Below are 17,149 nucleotides of genomic sequence, written 5' to 3' on the forward strand. Positions count from 1 at the left end.
GCGAGGTTCCCCGCCCCTCTCGCTTTTCCCTCGGCGGCGCTCAGCCCGTCCGAGAGGAGGTGCCCGGCTGCGACTCGTCGTAGAGGCCCTCGATGACGCGCGCGTACTTCTCCGCCACCACGTTGCGGCGCACGCTCAGCTTCGGCGTCAGCTCCCCGCCCTCCACGGAGAAGTCCTTGGGCAGCAGGGCGAAGCGCTTGATGGTCTCGAAGCGGGACAGCTTCGGATTCACATCACGCTCCACGCGTTCCTGGAGGAACTGGCGCACGCGCGCATCCTCCGCGAGCAGCGCCACATCCTCCGGCCAGCCCTGCGTCTTGGCCAGGGCCTTGGCCTTCTCCGCGTCCAGCGTGAGCAGCGCCACCAGGTAGTTGCGGCGCTCGCCCAGCACCACCGCCTGCCCCACGCCCGGCAGGGCCTTCAGCAGCTCCTCGATGTTGGAGGGCGACGTCTTCTTTCCGCCCGACGTGACGATGATGTCCTTCTTGCGGCCGGTGATCTGCACGAAGCCTTCCGCGTCGAGCTGCCCCACGTCCCCGGAGTGCAGCCACCCGTCCGCGAGCAGCTCCGCGGTGGCCTCCGGGTTCTTGTAGTAGCCCATGCAGACGTTGCCGCCCCGCACGAGCAGCTCGCCGTCGTCCGCGATGCGCAGCTCCACGCCCATCATCGCCCGGCCCACGGAGCCCAGCCGCGTGTAGGCCTCCGTGTTCACCGTGCCGGGGCCCGTCACCTCCGTCATGCCCCACACCTCGTGGATGACGATGTCGATGGAGGCGAAGAAGTCGAGCACGTCCCGGCCAATGGGCGCCGCCGCGGTGGCGAAGAAGGTCACCCGGTCCATGCCGATGCGCTCCTTGAGCGGACCGAAGATGAGCCGGCGGGCCAGGCGGTACTGGGCCTCCATCAGCATGGGCACGCTCTGCTGGCGCATCACCCGCGCGTTGCGCTCCGAGGCCACACGGCGCGCCCAAGCCACCACCTTGCGCTTCGTGGGCGGCTGCGCGTTGAGCCCGTCCTCCGCCTTCGCCTTGAACTTCTCCCACACGCGGGGCACGCCGAAGAAGAACGAGGGGCGCACCTCCCGCAGGCTCTGCGGCATCGCGTCCACCGACGTCGCGAAGTACACCTGGACCCCGTTCAGCAAGGGGCTGTGGAGCGAGATGATCTGCTCCGCGATGTGCGACAGGGGCAGATACGACACCAGCGAGGACGACTCCGGCCCGCCGAAGGTCACCGAGTCCGTGAGCTGTTTCGCCGTCCACACCAGGTTGTGGTGGCTGAGCATCACCCCCTTGGGGTGGCCGGTGGTGCCCGAGGTGTAGATGAGGGTGCCCATGGCCTCGGGCTTCAGCGTGTTGACGCTGTCCCAATAGGGCTTCTCGTCCGCCCCCGCGCCCTGGGCCAGCACGTCCGCGTAGCGCAGCACGCCCTGGGGGAGCGTCGTGGGGGCGTCCATGACGATGAGGTGGCGCAGCTTGGGCAGCCGCTCGCGCAGGGCCAGGCCGGTGCGCAGGTGCTTCTCGTTCTCCACCACCAGCACCGTGGCCTCGCAGTGCCCCAGGATGTACTCGAGCTGCTCCGGCGAGCTGGTGGTGTAGAGACCGACAGGGACCCCACCCAGGGCGATGGCCGCCAGGTCGGCGACGTGCCACTCCTCGCGGTTGAAGCTCAGGATGCCCACCGGCTGACCCGCGCCCACCCCCAGCGCGTGGAGGCCCAGGGCGAAGCGCTTCACCCGCTGCGCGTATTCGAACCACGAGGTGGGCGCATAGGCGCCCCCACGGCGCGTCCACAGCGCTGGCCGATGCTCCTGCTGCGTGGCCCGGTCATGGAGCGCATGCACCACCGTCTTGGGAAGGTCCATGCCCGGAACGCTAGCGGATGCAAGGCCTCCCACCAATGTCCCCACGTCTCGGACGTTGACATATGGTTGGAGTGCTTTGTATGCCGCGCCCGACCATGAGCATCGACTTCACCTGCCAGAAGTGCGAGGCGAGCTTCGAGCTGGACGCTCAGGACCTCATCGAGGGGACTGAGAAAATCGTCTGCCCGCATTGCGACGCCAAGGCGCCCGCCAACCTCACGGAAGATTTCGTGGCCGCCCTCACGGAGATGCGCGCGCAGATCGCCGCGCTGGACAAGCGCTTCGCTGTGTCGATGACACTCGAGTCCGAGGACCTGGAAGACGTGCTCGACGACGACGACGAGGACGACGACGAGGATGAGTCCGAGGACGACGACCTCGACGAGGATGAGGACGAGGACGTCGACGACGAAGAGGACTACGACGAGGACGAGGACGACGACGACCGTCGCTGAGCCTGTCCGCTTGCCCCTCGGCCCGGGGAGCGTCCACTGTGGGTGGGGGTAACCGGGCCTGGAGTGCAACCCTCCCGGCAGATGGCCGGGTGCGTAGCTTAAAGGCGTGAAAACGCCCAACCGAGCCACTTTGTTCGTCGCACCTCTCTCGGCCGTGCTTCTGGCGCTCGGAGGGCTGCTGTTGTTCCCCGCCTTCACCGCCCCGGAGGCCCTCGCGGCCCTCGGCGGCGCCCCGGGGCAACAGCCCTGCGTCACCGAAGGCGAAGAGGACCCCAAGGCCTGCTCCGAGCTCGTGGAGCTCGAGGTGCAGGACGTCGTCCCGCTGGAGGAGGCCCAGGCTCACGCCGTGGTGCTGGCCACCAAGGACAAGGGCATCGTCCTCCCGGTGTTCGTGGACGAGGCCTCGGCCATCTCCATCGCCTTCCGGCTCGCGGAGCGCCAGCCGCCTCAGCCACTCGCCCAGGACCTGCTGGATGACGTGGTGAACCGGCTCGGCGGCAAGGTCACCGAGGTCCGCATCGACGACCTCCGCGACAACGTCTACTCGGGCCGCGTCTTCCTGGAGCAGGGCCAGAAGAAGATGACGCTGGAGGCCCGGCCGTCGGACTCCATCGCCATGGCCCTCACCAGCCACGCCCGCATCCGCGTGACCCGCAAGGTGCTGACGCTGGCGGGCATCACCCGCGAGGAGATCGAGGGGCTGCAGAAGGAAGGCCCCGGCGTGGGTGGCAGCGGGCCCCTGGACATGACGCCCGGCTTCCCCTCGCCCGGCGCCCCGAACGAGCCTCCCATCGACATGGACCTGAAGGGCCTGCCGCCGGGCCACCCGATGCCCAAGACGCCGCCGCTGGGCACGGGCAAGGAGATTGAGCTCTAGTCCCAAGGCCCACGGCGGCGACGCGGCTCACCTTGAGTCCGCAGGGAGACTGGACCTCCCTGCGGACTCATTGCGTTTCATGGCAATTCGGTACGGAGGATCCAGCGCTCCAACTCGGTGGGCACGTAGTAATCCCCCGTCCAGGGGGGAATGGACTCGGGGAAGCGGCTGATCGGGTGGTTCGGCATGTACCTGAAGGTCTTCTCCGCCTCTCGCTCGTTCACGAAGAGCTGGTACGACGAGTACAGCTCGTGCTCGAGGTTGAGGATGTAGAGGCGTGAGTTCACCACCGCCGTCGCCCGCTCCGGAAGGGGGAGCATCAGGTCTTCAGGACGCAGGGGCGCTCCGGAAGAAGGCGTGCGGTGAGGAATCTTGTGCATCAGCTCGTGGCGCCGCTGCTGAAGAACCCGCTCCAGGTCATCGTTGACCTCCTCGTAGTTCCGATTCGTTCCGGGTCTGATCTGGAAGTGATGCCTTTGCTGCACCACATCGTTGATGTGGAAGCGGCGAAGCCGGTCGAGCGTCCAGGGCACCCGGCTGTTGCGCGCGTTCAGGATGGTCTCACGCCACCCCAACGCGTGGAGGGCCCACTCATGGGACAGGATGAGCGCGATGCCCCCCGGGTGGTGGGTCGCCATCCCACGGAGGGCCAGAATGACGCGAATCCGCAGGTGCTGGTTGATGTCGAAGCCGGGCAACTCTTCGCGGTCGAGGAACCGGAGGAGCTTCCACGTCCCACCCGGCGTCCGGGGGTCCGTCGTATCCAGCACCTCGATGTCGGAGGCCCCATCGATGCCATCCGGCGCGGTCTCCCGGACCTCAATCACAAGCGGGACGAAGTCCCGCGGCTCCGAGATGATGCGGAAGGGATCGATCACCCGCGAGACGAACACGGGCGAGTTTTCGATGACCTCCATGACCCGAGGGATGGTCCTCTTGAGTTCCTCGTAGCCCGGGATGGGGCGCAGATTCCTCAGCGGGGGTTGCTCCTCCGAGGACGTGTCCCCCACCGAAGTGGCGCTGCTCGAGGACCGGGCGCGATTGCGGACCGCCACGTTGGAGGGGCCCACGTCCACCTCCATGCCCGGCGCCCGGCGGACCGCGTCGATGGTCTGCCGGAGGTCCACCTGATCCAACGGTGACGCCCCCGAGCGCGAGGGCTGCACGTCCCCTCCAAGCTGGGCGGCCAGGACCCGCTCCTTCCACTGCTGGTTCTTCTCCGGGCTCCGGTTGGACGGGAAGGCCTTGTCGATCTGCTCGTTCAGGTTGGCGGAGTTCCGGGTGCTCTGCGCCGCCAGCGCCAGCTTCGTCGCCATCTCGCCGAACGCGCGCGCCGACTCCGCGTTGGTCGTCAACGCCGCCAGGGCGTTCTTCTGGTTCGCGTCCAGGCCCGTCAGGTTGGCGAAGGGGCTGGCCTGCCCGAGCGCCGTCAGCAGCGCGCCCACGCCCGTGGGGTCCGGCGCGGCCGGCGCGTTCTGGATGCTGACCAGGGACTGAGGCAGCGCCGTGGGCGTGGTGCTCTGCGGCGCCTGGTAGCGGCTGTCCGCGCTCACCGGGTTGATGGCGGTGGGCTCACCCAACGGAGACTGCTCCCACCGCCAGAAGCGCGTGTCGTCGATGCGCTCGCAGGCGTTGCACGCGCCGCGCACGGCCTCCGCGAAGACGCCCGGCGTCGGGACGCTCAGCCGGAAGACGGAGCCCTCCCCGCCCTCGCGCTCGGACTCCGTCTGATAGTGCTCCAGCAGCGAGGCATGGGCGATGGCGCCGCTCCCACTCTGGGCCGCCGTCCCCAGCTCGTAGGTGGGGTCCAGGTTGAAGCCGCGCGCCACAGGGAGGATCAGGCAGTTGCCCGCCACGCCCAGCAGCCGGTTCTCCACCAGCGAGGCCAGGGAGCGTCCCATCACCCCGCGCCGCGCGTAGACGGCGTTGAAGTCGTCCTGCGCCAGGTGGATGCGGTCCAGCATCATGTACCGCCGGTGCGCGGTGATGCCGTGGCACCAGATGACGTGGTGGTAGTGCTCCAGGTTCTCCAGGTTGAGGTGGTCCCGGAGCTGCTGGGCCAGCCGCTGGTCCTCCTGCCACGGGTTGCGCTGCTCCTCGGGGCTCAGGGGCGTGGGGAGGAACACCTGGTCCGCGGCGCCAATGTCGTTGCGGATGGCCCGGTCATTCACCAGCGTCCCGCTGAAGTGCCGCGTGCGGTAGCGCAGCGTGCCCCGGTCCACGATGGCGAAGCTGCCGGACTGGCTCACGCTGGGGCTCGTCAGCCGCAGCCCGAGAATCTGACCGCGCCGGAGGTCCGTGGGCGTGCCCGTGAAGGCCTGCGCCCCCACTCCGGCGCGCAACGCCCGCAGGTCCTGCGTGTGCGTGGACCGCACGGACACCGTCAAGGTCCGGCCCGGGGCGTAGTCCGTGAGCAGGGTGCAATCCAGGCGAAGGTCCCGCACGGTCGTCCCATCCGCGAGGATGGCCTCGAAGCGGAGCTGCTCGACGAAGTTGCGCGCGAGCACCGGGCCGTGCTGCTCCTGGAAGGCGCGCTCGCGATGCTCGGGCGAGAGCGCCTTGAACTGGTGGCCGATGCCGAGGATGTCCAGGCCCCGGAACACGTGGCTCAGCGTGGCCCAGGTGGCGGCGTCAATCGTCCCGTCCGTCTTGTCCGCGGGACGGGTCAGGGTCAGCCGCAGTTGGAGCTCGCCCGAGAACTCCTCGATGCCCTCCTCGCTGAACGGCAGGAACGTCACCGCCCCCGAAGGCGCCACCCGGTGGGGGAAGTCGGTGCCTTCGTACGCGGCGGCGATACGGTCCAGCGCGTCGAAGCCCTTGCGCAGCTCCTGCCCCTTGAGCGTGTCCGCCGCGTACAGCAGGTGCTCGGACAGGCACTCACGCCAGCGGAGGACCTTCGCGTCCGTGAAGCGGCTCATCATCAGCGGGACGAAGAGGCACTCCTGGACGTCCACCAGCGCCTGCTCGATGACGAAGTGCCGGAGGATTTCGAAGTACTGGATGGTGAGCGCGTGGCAGTGGTTGTGGTTGGCCACCACCTCCGTCTGCACCGACAGCGACTCGCCCTGTCGCGCGCTGGTGACGACGGTGGCCCGCTGGCTCCGGACCGCGGAGGTGGCCTGCATGGTGGCGTCCCGCAGCCGGTTGTGCAGGCTGGACGTCATGTCCCGGGTGTTGTCCTGCCACGCCGAGGACGAGGCCGACCCGCCCGAGATGCTGAAGCCCGTGGAGAGTCCCAGGGCCACGCCGTTCTTGCTGCCACTGCCCGCCAGTCCCAGTCCAAAGGCCGAGCCGCGCGTCTTGGCGGAGCTGCCTCCCTTCATGGACTCCTGGACGGTGCCCATGAGGATTTCGTCGATGTCCCGGTCCCTGGAGAGGGTGTGCTGCAGCGACTCCTCCACCACCGTGGCGTCCTCGCGCGACGCGCCCTCGTCCCGGTTCCAGTCGTGGATGACCAGTTGCTTCTTCTGCCCCGGCGCCAGCGGCAGGGAGTACAGCAGGTCTCCCATCGAGTACCCGTCCGCCTTGAAGGTCTGCTTGAAGTGCAGCACGTGGCCATGGGCCAGCGAGACGGCCTGGTAGATTTCGAAGTCCGTGGCCTCGTCGTCCCAGCGCAGGGGGTTCTTGCTCCCCAGCGTCTGACGCAGGGTGCGGTGCAGGTGCCTGGCGTAGCCCTCCAAGTCGGACGTGTCGCCGCTCCACTCCTCGGGCGAGGCCTCGCCCACGGGAACGAGCGTGCCGCGCGGATCGGTGGTGCGGACGATGGCGTATTGGCTGAACTCCTCCAGCGTCCGGTTGGGGACGGTGAAGTTCACGCAGGCGCCGCCAATGTCCTGCGAGTAGCTGGACTCACTGGCGACGAGCTCGTCCGTCCCCGGCAGCCGGGGCGTCGGGTCATGGCAGGCGCAGTCGTCCTCCTCCGCGCCAGTCCCCTGCCCGGGGCTCCCTGTCTCGGACACCAGCAAGGTGAAGGCGGGGAAGAAACCACCCGCGTCGAGCGGGATGGAGATGGGCTGCGCGGGACGCGAGGAGACGACCGCGTGGGCGCCGACAAATACCTCGTTGGGCACCACCACGGAGAAGTTGCCGCTGCTGTGGGTGGAGACCGAGGCCAGGGGGACCGCCACCGGCTCCGCGGCCGTCCCGTCATCGCGCAGGCCATAGAAGAGCACCTGCTGCCGCTTCATCGCCTTGCCCGACGGGTCCACCAGACGTCCCTTGAGGATGCGGGTGGCCACGGGCGCGCTCGCTCCGGGCGAGAGGACACGCGGAGAGAAAGGCTCCACCTTGATGAACACCTGGGCCACCCGGAGCGCCTGGCTCAGCGTGAGGTGCGTCGGCTCGAGGAGCCGTGTGGGCAACCCGTTGGGCGTGCGCACGACGAACGTGAGCGGGCTGTTGGCGAAGCGGCCAGCGTCCACCAGGTTCACCTGGAAGTTCCCATCCGGCCCCAGCAGAACCTCCTGGTGGATGGGCGTGGACTGCCCATCCCCGTCGATGGTGTCCGGGCAGGAGATCGCCAGCACGAAGCCCGCGACGGAGCCCTCCAAACTGGCCACCGTGCCTCGGAGTGGGACGAACTTCACCGGCTCCAAGGCCTGCGCGTCCGCCCGGCTCTGGCTGGTGGTCGTCGACGCGGACGTCGAGGTGCTGGCCCCTTCCCGCGACGCCTCCGTGGACACGAGCACCGCGGAGGACCGGCTCGCGGAGGACTGCTGCGACGCTTCGGCCTTCTTGAGGACGACGCGGTCGGGCACCGCGATGCCGAGCCGCCGGTCCTCCTCCGCGGGCTTGCTCTCCGCCAGCAACAACGCGTCCAGCCCGGCCTTGCTGTCGAACGCGCGCGTCGCGACGAGCTCCCCCTCGCGGAGGACGAAGACCGAGATGGGGAAAGGGAGCTTGGAAGAGGTGATCTTCTGGAAGAAGAACGCGCCCTCGGGGCTCGTGAACTCAGCGGTGAAGAGGGGCGCACCCACGACCTGCCCCAACAGCACCTTGTAGGACGCGGGAATACCTGCGTCCGACCCAATCAACTGTCCGTGAAGTCTCATAGCACGGGCAGAATGATGAAAAATTTACAAATTGCCCATCTTGATTCCGTGCGGGCAGCACTTTTCTTGGCGTGTCGCGTTCGGCCGTGCGGCGAGCGCTGGACGCAAGAAAGCCCGGCCCCCCTCCCAGGATGCCGGGCTTTCTCTCTCAGCCTACGAGAGCGCAAAGGCTCCGCGTGGCCCGAAGCCGGGCCCTGCGTAGAGCGAAGAGTTAGTCCCGTGGGCGCGAAGCTGTCAAGCCGGGCACCCCGCCGCCTAGGATGCGCGGCCCTATGCGCAAGGCGAAAATCATCTGCACCCTGGGCCCCGCTTCGGACACGCCCGAGGTCATCGAGGGGCTCATCCGCGCGGGCATGAACATGGCGCGGCTGAACTTCTCGCACGGCACGCACGAGGAGCACCGCCGCCGGGTGGAAACCATCCGCAAGGTGGCGAAGCGCCTGGGCACACCGGTGGCCATCCTCCAGGACATCCAGGGGCCCAAAATCCGCCTGGGCAAGTTCGAGGGCGGCCAGCTCCTGGTGAAGCCCGGGCAGCTCGTCACGGTGACGACGCGGAACGTCGTGGGGACGGAGGCGATCATCCCCACCCCCATCAAGACGCTGGTGAAGGACGTGGCGAAGGGCCACGAAATCCTCCTGGACGACGGCCGGGTGCGGCTGCGCGTCTTGCGCGTGCACGGGCCGGACGTGTCCTGCCGCGTGGAGGTGGGGGGCATCCTGAAGAACCACAAGGGCCTCAACCTGCCCGGCTCGCCCATGTCGGTGCCGACCATCACGCGCAAGGACGCGGCGGACCTGGCCTTTGGCCAGGAGGTGGGCGTGGACTACGTGGCGCTGTCCTTCGTCCGCACGCCGGAGGACATCAAGAAGGCGCGGGCGCACGTGGCGAAGCTGAAGACGCCGCTCATCGCGAAGATTGAGAAGCCGCAGGCCGTGGACCGCGTGGAGGAGATCGCCGCCGTCGCCGACGGCATCATGGTGGCGCGCGGCGACCTGGGCGTGGAGATGCCCCTGGAGCGGCTGCCCGCCATCCAGAAGCACATGGTGAACGCGGTGAATGCCCAGGGCGGGCTCGTCATCGTCGCCACGGAGATGCTGGAGAGCATGGTGAACAACGCCCGGCCCACCCGCGCCGAGGTCAGCGACGTGGCCAACGCCATCCTCGACGGCGCGGACGCCGTCATGCTGTCGGGCGAGACGGCCGCGGGCAAGTACCCCATCGAGGCGGCGTCCACCATGGCGTGCATCGTGGAGGAGACGGAGCGCGGCGTGGTGAAGCACCCGCACCCCTCCCCCTTCGAGCGCTCCGAGGACCTGGGCACCGGCGTGGCCGCGGCGGCCGTGGCGGCGGCCACGCAGTTGGGCATTGGCACCATCGTCGCGTACACGGAGGGCGGCCACACCGCGCGCCTCATCTCCGAGTTCCGCCCCCGCGCCCGCATCGTCGCCCTCACCCCGAGCGAGTCCACGGTGAACCGCATGGCGCTCTACTGGGGCGTGACGGGCATGCAGGTGGCGCGCGTGTCCACCACGGACGCCATGCTCAAGCAGGTCCGCGAGCTGTGCCGGCAGGAGAAGATCTGCAAGCCGGGCACGCCCGTGGTGGTGGTGGCCGGCGTGCCGCTCAACGTGCCGGGCAACACCAACCTGATGAGCATCCACCGCGTCTGAGCGAGCCCGCGTGGCCCCCGGAAGAAGTCACCGGGGGCCCGCCGCGGTACTCAGCCGCCGAGCACCTTCTGCTCGAAGTCGTAGAGCTTCTCGACGGGGAGCTGGCGGTAGCGCTCCACGTTGAGCGAGCGGCGGGCGCACTCCCACACCAGCTCGTTGGGCGTGCGGTCCGGCTCCTTCTTCTTGCGGCGCTTCACCTCCGCCTTGATGGCCTTCACGGCCACGCGGGGGTGGTAGCAGAACGCCGCGGAGAACAGCAGGTGCCCGCCGAACGGGATGAGCCGCGCCTCGATGATGTCACCCGTCTCCAGGCCCGCGACGTGGCGGCGCTCCGTCACGTCGAAGTCCTTGCCGGAGTAGAGCTCGCGCAGGCGGACCTCGCCCTTGCCAATCTTCCGGACCTCGAAGAGGCCGTGGACCGTCTCGGTGAAGCAGCGGATCGCGTTGGCCTCCTCGGGCGGCGAGCCGGCCATGCGCTGCTCGTAGAACTCCGTGGCCGGCGTCTTGCCCGTCAGCGGCGAGACGCGGTCATAGAGGTAGTAGTCCAGGAAGGACGCCATCCGCAGCTCGAAGAGCTTGTCGTCCTCGAAGACCTCGCCCGTCAGGCGGAAGTACTCCGCCTTGGCTTGGAGGAGGTCCTCCTTGCGCGACTCGACGCTGCCAAAGGCGATGAGCTGGTCCAGATACGGCTGATAGGAGAGCGGTGACAGCGACGAGGTCATAGTCGGTGGCGCCATCCTACCCCGCCATCAGCTTCGCGAACCGGCCGAAGAGATAGCGTGCGTCGTGGGGGCCCGGCGAGGCCTCGGGGTGGTACTGAACACTGAAGGCCCGGGCGTCCGGAACCGCCAGCCCCTCCACCGTGCCATCATTGAGGTTGATGTGCGTCACGACGGCCAGGCCCTTGAGGCTGGCGTCATCCACCGCGAAGCCGTGGTTCTGCGCGGTGATCTCCACCTTGCCCGTGGTGAGGTCCTTGACGGGCTGATTTCCGCCCCGGTGGCCAAACTTCATCTTGTACGTCCGGCCGCCCAGGGCCAGCGCCATGATCTGGTGCCCCAGGCAGATGCCGAACACCGGCACCTTGCCCAGGAGCGCCGCCACCGTGCGGTCCGCGCCCTTCACCGCCGCCGGGTCACCGGGGCCGTTGGCCAGGAAGACGCCGTGCGGCTTGCGCGCCAGCACCTCTTCCGCCGTGGTGGTGGCCGGAACCACCGTCACGCGGCAGCCCACGTCCACCAGGAAGTGGAGCATCGACTTCTTCAGGCCGTAGTCATAGGCCACCACGTCGAAGCGAGGCTCGACGGGCGCCTGCACCTCGCCCACGCCCGTGAAGACGTCCGGTGAGGGCTGGGTGAAGGTGTAGGCCTCCTTCGTGGACACGCCCGTGGCCAGGTCCAGGCCCTCCATGCCACGCGCCGTGCGGGCGCGCTCCACCAGCGCCGTGGGGGAGAGCCCCTCGCTGGAGATGACGCCCATCTGCGCGCCGTGCTCGCGCAGGTGACGCACCAGCCGCCGGGTGTCGATGCCCTCGATGCCGGCCACGCCGCTGCGCTTGAGGTACGCGTCCAGCGACTCCTTCGCGCGCCAGTTGGACGGCTGCTCGCTGAGGGCCCGCACCACCATGCCCACCGCGTGCACCCGGGAACCCTCTTCGTCCTCGGGATTGGCGCCGACGTTGCCCATCTCCGGGTACGACATGGTGACAATCTGTCCCACGTACGAGGGGTCCGTGAGGACCTCCTGGTAGCCGTACAGGGACGTGTTGAACACGACCTCACCCACCGTTTCGCCGACCGCGCCAAAGGCACGGCCCTCGAAGAGGGTGCCATCCGCCAGGGCGAGCACTGCCCGCTTCGTCATCACCGCGACTCCTTGCTCTGGCCGACCTGGCCCTTGTCGAACACCTTGAGGCCCGAAACCCACGTCTGGATAACGCGCCCCTTCTGCTTGCGGCCATGGAACGGCGTATTCCGGCTGCGGGAGAGGAACTGGTGGGCATCCACCGTCCACTCCACGTCCGGGTCCACCACCGTGACGTCCGCTGGCGCCCCAGGCGCCAGGTGACCGCCCGGCAGGCCGAACGCCTTCGCGGGCCCGTGCGTCAGCAGCTCCACCGCGCGGTTCGCGGTGAGCACGCCGGCGTGCACCAGCTCCAACGTCAGCCCCAGCGCCGTCTCCAACCCCACGATGCCGTTGATGCCCTTCTCGAACTCCACCAGCTTGTCGAGCACCCCGTGCGGCGCGTGGTCCGTGGCGATGGCGTCCACCGTGCCATCCACCAGCGCTTCCCGCAGGGCCAGCACGTCGCTGTCGGCGCGCAGCGGCGGCGCCATCTTCGCGTGGGTGTCGTAGTCGCCCACCGCGCGGTCATCGAGGATGAAGTGGTGCGGCGCCACCTCGCAGGTGACGCGCAGGCCGCGTTGCTTGGCCTCCCGGATGAGCCGCACGCTGCCCTCGCAGGACACGTGGGCCACGTGCAGGCGGCCCTTCGTCTCCTCCAGGAGCACCAGGTCGCGCGCCACCATGGCCACCTCGGCGGAGGCCGGGATGCCGCGCAGGCCCAGCCGCGTGGACACGGCGCCCTCGTGCATGGCGCCGCCCGCGGACAGCGTCAGGTCCTCCTCGTGGACCATGACGGGCACGTCGAACATGGTGGCGTACTGGAGCGTGCGCCGCATCAGCGACGCGTTCATCACCGGGCGGCCGTCGTCGGTGATGGCCACGCAGCCGGCGGACACCAGCTCGCCCATCTCCGCCAGCTCCTCGCCCTTGAGGCCCTTGGTGATGGCCCCCGCGGGGTAGACGTGGCACAGCGCCGCGGCGCGGGCGCGGTTGAGCACCAGCTCCGTCACCATGGCGTTGTCGTTGACCACCTTGGTGTTGGGCATGGCCACCACCGCGGTGAAGCCGCCCGCCACCGCCGCGCGGCAACCGGTAAGGACCGTCTCCTTCCCCTCCTCGCCCGGCTCGCGCAGGTGGACGTGCAGGTCGATGAAGCCCGGCAGCACCCACTTGCCGGCCGCGTCCACCACCTCGGCGCTGGAGGGCACCGGCAGCAGCGCCTCCGACACCTCCACCACCTTGCCGTCACGCACCAGCACGTCGCGGACGCCGTCCACGCCGTTGCGAGGGTCGATGACGCGGCCCCGTCTGAAGAGCACCGTGGAGCTCATGCCGCACACACCTCCAGGATGGCCCGCCGCACGGCGACGCCGTTGGACACCTGCTCCAGGATGACGCTGCGGGGCCCGTCCGCCACCGCCGGCGCCAGCTCCACGCCCCGGTTGATGGGCCCGGGGTGCATCACCACCGCGTCCGCCTTCATCCGCTCCTCGCGGGCGGCGTTGAGGCCGAACAGCCGTGCATATTCACGCGTGGAGGGCACGAAGGACTGCTCCTGCCGCTCCAACTGGATGCGCAGGCACATCACCGCGTCCGCCTGAGGCAGCGCCGCGTCCAGGTTGTGCGTCACCTCCGCGCCCATGTCCTCCAGGCCTGGAGGAATCAGCGTGGGCGGCCCACACAGCACCACCCGCGCGCCCAGCGCCCTGAGGCACAGCAGGTTGGAGCGGGCCACGCGGCTGTGGCGCACATCGCCCACGATGAGCACCGTGCGCCCGTCCAGCGCGCCCCAGCGCTGCCGCAGCGTGAAGGCGTCCAGCAGCGCCTGGGAAGGATGCTCATGGGTGCCGTCGCCCGCGTTGATGACGGCGCACTTCACGTGCTTCGCCACCAGGTGCGGGGCCCCCGACGAGCGGTGCCTCATCACGATGGCTGCGGGGCCCGTCGCCTCGATGTTCCGGGCGGTGTCGAGCAGCGTCTCCCCCTTGGACACGGAGGAGCCGGTATGGGTCCAGTTCAGTACACTGGCCCCCAGCCCCTTCGCCGCCATGTGGAACGACGTGCGGGTGCGGGTGGAGTCCTCGAAGAAGAGGTTCGCCACCACTTTGCCACGCAGCACGTGGGTGGTGTCCGCTCCGCCAGGGAGGTGCGCCTTCGCCCGGTCGAGCAGTGACTCCAGCTCGTCCCGGCGCCAGCCTTCGATTCCAAGCAGGTGTCTCATGGCCGGGGGCGCCGCGTACCCCGGTGCGTGCGGCACGTCAAGCGTCGTGCGCGGCGTGCCGGCTCGCCTGCTTCGCGGGAGTGCTTCAACGGACCGGTTCGAAGAACCTGTCCACGCGCAGGCCCGTGCCACCGAACAGGTTGTGCAGCAGGCCGTGGTAGCCCAGCGACAGCCACACCACCATCGCCTTGCCCTTGATGTGCCCGTACGGGACGTACTCCGCCTTGCCGTAGCCCGTGACGCCCAGGCCGTGGCGGCTGTCCGCGCTGTTGTCGCGATTGTCACCCACGGCGAACACGTGCCCCGGGGGGACCTCGTAGGGGCCCTCGCGGCGCGGCATGCGTGACAGCGTCTGCAGCGCGGCGTGCGTCACGCCCGACAGGTCCTCCTCGAAGAGGGCCTCCTGCTGGTCGTACCAACGCCCGTCCTCCGTGATGTTGTGGACCGTGAAGTCGCCGGAGACGAGCTGCCGCGCCTGCGGCTGGCCGTTGATGTGGACCACGCCGTTGATGAACTCCACGACGTCGCCGGGCACGCCCACCACGCGCTTGATGTAGTCCACCGACTCGTTCACCGGGTTGTTGAAGACGATGACGTCTCCACGCTCCGGTGGCCGGACGATGACGAAGGGCACCACGTTGAGGAACGGCAGGCGCACGCCGTAGATGAACTTGTTGACGAAGACCTGATCGCCAATCTCCAGCGTGGGCAGCATGGAGCCCGAGGGAATCCGGTACGGCTCCACGATGAAGGTGCGGATGACCAGCGCGACGAGCAGCGCCTTGCCGAACCCGCCCAGGAAGTCCGCCGCGCTCTGCTTCCGGAACGCGCCCAGGTGCTGCGCCGTGAGGCCGTCCAGGGCCTTCACCTCGGTGCGCAGCCGCTCCGCGTCGCCTTCCGCCGAGGCCTGCTCCACGCGCAGCGCCTGCTCCGCGATGCGCTCCTGGACCTCGCCCGGCACCTTCCCGTGCACGCCCGGCTTGCCGAGGATGCGCTCGTTCTCCGCGAGCAGCTCCGCCGCTTCGTGCCGCACGCCGCGCAGCGCCTTCTCCCTGGGGGAGACGTTGCGCCACACCAGCAGGCCCACGAAGTAGAGGACCATCAGCAGGCCCAGGCCCTTCATCACCGGCTGGGCCCACGCCGCGGAGGCGCGCGAGTACTCGATGAGCACCGTGTAGGGCACGTACAGCAGGCCGATGATGCACAGCGGGGCCCAGAGACTGGTGAGCCGCTCGCGCCACACCAGGGCGCGGTGGGCGCGGAGCATCTCCGGGGTGCGGCGGGCCGCCATGGCCTCGGACAGCTTCGCGGGAGGCGTGGCGGAGGGCATGGCGGCGTTCATGGGCTACTGCTCCGACTTGAGGACCGCGAGGAAGGCTTCCTGCGGAATCTCCACCGTTCCGACCTGCTTCATGCGCTTCTTGCCCTCCTTCTGCTTCTCCAGGAGCTTGCGCTTGCGGCTGATGTCACCACCGTAGCACTTGGCGAGCACGTTCTTGCGCATGGCGGAGATGGTCTCACGCGAGATGATCTTCGCGCCGATCGCCGCCTGGATGGCCACCTCGTACATCTGCTTCGGGATGACCTCCTTCAGCTTCTGGCACACCTCGCGGCCGCGCAGGTACGCGCGCTCGCGGTGCACGATGACGCTCAGCGCGTCCACCGGGTCCCCGTTGATGAGGATGTCCAGACGGGCCAGGTCCGACTCGATGTAGCCGGCCAGCTCGTAGTCGAGGCTGGCGTAGCCGCGCGACACGCTCTTGAGCTTGTCGAAGAAGTCGAAGACGACCTCGGCCAGCGGCATCTCGTACGTCACCTGCACGCGCTGGCCACTGCTGCCCAGGTACTTCATGTCCTTCTGGACGCCGCGGCGCTCCTGGCACAGCTTGAGGATGGCGCCCAGGTGGTCGTTGGGGACGTGGATGTGGCAGGTGAGGATGGGCTCCTCGAACTTCTCGATGTGCTGCACCGGCGGCAGCTTGGCCGGGTTGTCCACCAGCAGCGTCTCTCCCTTGCTGGTGGTGATGCGGTACACCACGCTGGGCGCGGTGGTGATGAGGTTCAGGTTGTACTCGCGCTCCAGGCGCTCCTGAACGATCTCCATGTGCAGCAGGCCCAGGTAGCCGCAGCGGAAGCCGAAGCCCAGCGCCGTGGACGACTCCGGCTCGTAGGTGAACGCCGAGTCGTTGAGCACCAGCTTCGCCAGCGCGTCGCGCAGGTTCTCGTAGTCCGCGGAGTCCACCGGGAAGATGCCGGAGAACACCATCGGCTTGACTTCCTTGAAGCCCGGGAAGGGCTCGGCCGTGGGACGCGCCTCCTCGGTGACGGTGTCACCGACCTTGGCGTCCTGCAGCTCCTTCACGTTGGCCACGAGCACGCCCACCTCGCCGGCGATGAGCTGCTGCACCGGGCGGGAGAACGGGCTGAACACGCCCAGCTCCTGGACCTCGAAGACCTTGTTGTTGCTGAACAGCTTGATCTTCTGCCGCAGCTTGAGCGTGCCTTCCAGCACGCGCACCAGCGTCACCACGCCCCGGTAGTTGTCGTACCAGGAGTCGAAGATGAGGGCCTTGAGCGGCGCGTCCGCCGAGCCGCTCGGAGGCGGCACGTTCTTGACGACGGACTCCAGAATCTCGTGGATGCCGATGCCCTCCTTGGCGGAGCACGGCACGGCGACCGACGCATCGATGCCGATGACGTCTTCAATCTCCGACCGGGTGCGCTCCACGTCCGCGCTCGGCAGGTCGATCTTGTTGATGACCGGGATGATTTCCAGGTTGTGGTCCAGCGCCATGTAGACGTTGGAGAGCGTCTGGGCCTCCACGCCCTGCGACGCATCCACCACCAGGAGCGACCCTTCACACGCGGCCAGGCTGCGGCTGACCTCGTAGGCGAAGTCGACGTGTCCCGGCGTGTCGATGAGGTTGAGGACGTACTGGTTGCCGTCCTTCGCGGTGTAGTTCATCCGCACGGACTGGGCTTTGATGGTGATGCCCCGTTCGCGCTCGATGTCCATGTTGTCGAGGAACTGGGCTTGCGCCTCACGCTTGGTCAGCGTCCCCGTCTTGTCGAGGAGACGATCCGCCAGCGTCGACTTTCCATGGTCGATATGGGCGATGATGCAGAAGTTGCGAATGTGCGCGTTTTCAGCCGGCATGATCAG

General features: G+C 68.6%; 11 protein-coding genes. 3 read left to right on the top strand and 8 right to left on the bottom strand.

Annotation, left to right across the window (positions count from 1 at the left end; all coding sequences use genetic code 11):
- Positions 1–40: 40 nt before the first annotated feature.
- Positions 41–1,864: an AMP-dependent synthetase/ligase gene (locus A176_RS16365; protein ID WP_193409847.1), complete on the bottom strand. Its 1,824-nt coding sequence runs from the start codon at positions 1,862–1,864 to the stop codon at positions 41–43.
- Between the two features lie 80 nt (positions 1,865–1,944).
- Between A176_RS16365 and A176_RS16370 the strand changes: the two genes are divergently transcribed.
- Both A176_RS16370 and A176_RS16375 read left to right on the top strand, forming a co-directional pair.
- On the top strand, positions 1,945–2,319 hold the full coding sequence (locus A176_RS16370; protein WP_002640593.1) for a hypothetical protein: 375 nt from the start codon (positions 1,945–1,947) through the stop codon (positions 2,317–2,319).
- Between the two features lie 130 nt (positions 2,320–2,449).
- A complete protein-coding gene (locus A176_RS16375) occupies positions 2,450–3,196 on the top strand; it encodes a bifunctional nuclease family protein (protein WP_193409867.1) in 747 nt (248 codons plus the stop codon).
- A gap of 77 nt (positions 3,197–3,273) precedes the next feature.
- Here the strand turns inward: A176_RS16375 and A176_RS16380 are convergent, their stop codons facing one another.
- Positions 3,274–8,229, bottom strand: a complete 4,956-nt coding sequence (locus A176_RS16380) for a hypothetical protein (protein ID WP_021781387.1) — start codon at positions 8,227–8,229, stop codon at positions 3,274–3,276.
- A gap of 290 nt (positions 8,230–8,519) precedes the next feature.
- Here A176_RS16380 and pyk point away from each other — a divergent pair, with 290 nt between their 5' ends.
- Positions 8,520–9,920, top strand: coding sequence for a pyruvate kinase (gene pyk, locus A176_RS16385; RefSeq protein WP_002640589.1), 1,401 nt, complete (start codon positions 8,520–8,522; stop codon positions 9,918–9,920).
- A 50-nt stretch (positions 9,921–9,970) separates the two neighbouring features.
- Here the strand turns inward: pyk and A176_RS16390 are convergent, their stop codons facing one another.
- The 6 genes from A176_RS16390 to lepA form a co-directional block, all read right to left on the bottom strand.
- The gene (locus tag A176_RS16390) at positions 9,971–10,642 is read right to left on the bottom strand and encodes a DUF7986 domain-containing protein (RefSeq protein ID WP_002640588.1); all 672 of its coding nucleotides are present in this window, start codon (positions 10,640–10,642) and stop codon (positions 9,971–9,973) included.
- Positions 10,643–10,658: 16 nt separating this feature from the next.
- Complete coding sequence (carA, locus tag A176_RS16395) at positions 10,659–11,783, bottom strand: glutamine-hydrolyzing carbamoyl-phosphate synthase small subunit (protein ID WP_044890433.1); 1,125 nt, start codon at positions 11,781–11,783, stop codon at positions 10,659–10,661.
- Positions 11,783–13,096 (bottom strand): dihydroorotase, encoded by a 1,314-nt coding sequence (locus tag A176_RS16400; protein WP_002640586.1) that lies wholly within the window; start codon positions 13,094–13,096, stop codon positions 11,783–11,785. Before A176_RS16400 ends, carA begins: the two co-directional genes overlap by 1 nt.
- Positions 13,093–13,986 carry an aspartate carbamoyltransferase catalytic subunit gene (locus tag A176_RS16405; protein ID WP_002640585.1) on the bottom strand — a complete coding sequence of 298 codons (894 nt, stop codon included), beginning with the start codon at positions 13,984–13,986 and terminating at the stop codon, positions 13,093–13,095. The genes A176_RS16400 and A176_RS16405 overlap by 4 nt, the downstream gene beginning before the upstream one ends.
- Before the next feature lie 85 nt (positions 13,987–14,071).
- Positions 14,072–15,328, bottom strand: a complete 1,257-nt coding sequence (gene lepB, locus A176_RS16410; RefSeq protein WP_002640584.1) for a signal peptidase I — start codon at positions 15,326–15,328, stop codon at positions 14,072–14,074.
- A gap of 3 nt (positions 15,329–15,331) precedes the next feature.
- Positions 15,332–17,143 carry a translation elongation factor 4 gene (gene lepA, locus A176_RS16415; protein ID WP_002640583.1) on the bottom strand — a complete coding sequence of 604 codons (1,812 nt, stop codon included), beginning with the start codon at positions 17,141–17,143 and terminating at the stop codon, positions 15,332–15,334.
- Positions 17,144–17,149: the final 6 nt, after the last annotated feature.

The sequence above is a fragment of the Myxococcus hansupus genome (assembly GCF_000280925.3).
Taxonomy (GTDB): Bacteria; Myxococcota; Myxococcia; order Myxococcales; family Myxococcaceae; genus Myxococcus; species Myxococcus hansupus.

Bases quoted from the DNA above. Each gene is read 5' to 3' on its own strand.
- A176_RS16400 (WP_002640586.1), bottom strand. From the start codon at position 13,096: ATGAGCTCCACGGTGCTCTTCAGACGGGGCCGCGTCATCGACCCTCGC.
- carA (WP_044890433.1), bottom strand. From the start codon at position 11,783: ATGACGAAGCGGGCAGTGCTCGCCCTGGCGGATGGCACCCTCTTCGAG.
- A176_RS16365 (WP_193409847.1), bottom strand. From the start codon at position 1,864: ATGGACCTTCCCAAGACGGTGGTGCATGCGCTCCATGACCGGGCCACG.
- A176_RS16390 (WP_002640588.1), bottom strand. From the start codon at position 10,642: ATGACCTCGTCGCTGTCACCGCTCTCCTATCAGCCGTATCTGGACCAG.
- lepB (WP_002640584.1), bottom strand. From the start codon at position 15,328: ATGAACGCCGCCATGCCCTCCGCCACGCCTCCCGCGAAGCTGTCCGAG.
- A176_RS16405 (WP_002640585.1), bottom strand. From the start codon at position 13,986: ATGAGACACCTGCTTGGAATCGAAGGCTGGCGCCGGGACGAGCTGGAG.
- lepA (WP_002640583.1), bottom strand. From the start codon at position 17,143: ATGCCGGCTGAAAACGCGCACATTCGCAACTTCTGCATCATCGCCCAT.
- pyk (WP_002640589.1), top strand. From the start codon at position 8,520: ATGCGCAAGGCGAAAATCATCTGCACCCTGGGCCCCGCTTCGGACACG.
- A176_RS16370 (WP_002640593.1), top strand. From the start codon at position 1,945: ATGCCGCGCCCGACCATGAGCATCGACTTCACCTGCCAGAAGTGCGAG.